The sequence below is a fragment of the Rhizobium sp. 268 genome (assembly GCF_036571585.1).
Classification (GTDB): Bacteria; Pseudomonadota; Alphaproteobacteria; order Rhizobiales; family Rhizobiaceae; genus Rhizobium; species Rhizobium redzepovicii.
In genome coordinates this window covers 1-709 of sequence record NZ_JAPPSO010000076.1, presented here as the reverse complement: position 1 = coordinate 709, position 709 = coordinate 1, and the positions used below count along the sequence as shown (strand labels likewise).

1 protein-coding gene is annotated in these 709 nt (G+C 58.7%); it reads right to left on the bottom strand.

The features are described 5' to 3' along the window. Positions 1-121 precede the first annotated feature (121 nt). The coding region (locus OS035_RS33510; RefSeq protein ID WP_331815694.1) for an IS6 family transposase at positions 122-709 on the bottom strand (588 nt) is incomplete at its 5' end.

Sequence of the window (709 nt, the reverse complement as noted above, 5' to 3'; positions counted from 1 at the left end):
GTGGTCTTTCCGTCAGGTTGGTCTTCAACAACCCGACCCTAGCGTAAAACACTGATGGCCGCCCGCAGGCACTGTAAAGTTATCAGCGGATTGATGCAGCGATAGCTGGCCGGGGCGGCTGTCAGGCTGGGGCGACACACGCGATTTTGTTCCAGATTTGCATGGCGGCGTTACGCAGGTCTCGATGTTGAGCCGATGACAACGTATTGCGGGGAAAGTGGAACAGGTTGGCAATCGGATCATGGATGGAAACGAACCGCTGAAGCTGGCGTGCCGACTTGAAGCGTTTCATGGTCCTTTCGCGTCGTCGGGTCGGCTGGTGCGAATTTTCCGCTCGATTATTGAGGCCTTTGTGCGACCGGTGTTCGACACCGGGCATGAGGTCGCGCCTGGCGGCATCATAGGACCGGAGCTTGTCGGTGATCATGACCCGTGGTGTCCGCCCTTGAGCCTTCAGCAACTTACGCATCAGACGCTTTGCCGCCTTGGCATTTCGGCGGCTTTGCACCAGTACGTCGAGGACGAAGCCGTCCTGATCGACCGCACGCCAGAGCCACTGCTTCTTGCCATTGATGGCCACCACACATTCGTCGAGATGCCATTTGTCGCCCAGGCAGCCGGCTGACCGTCGCTTGATCTCCCGGGCGAAATGCCGTCCGAATTTCTCCGCCCAGCTTCGAATGGTCTGATGCGTGACGATGATGCCGCG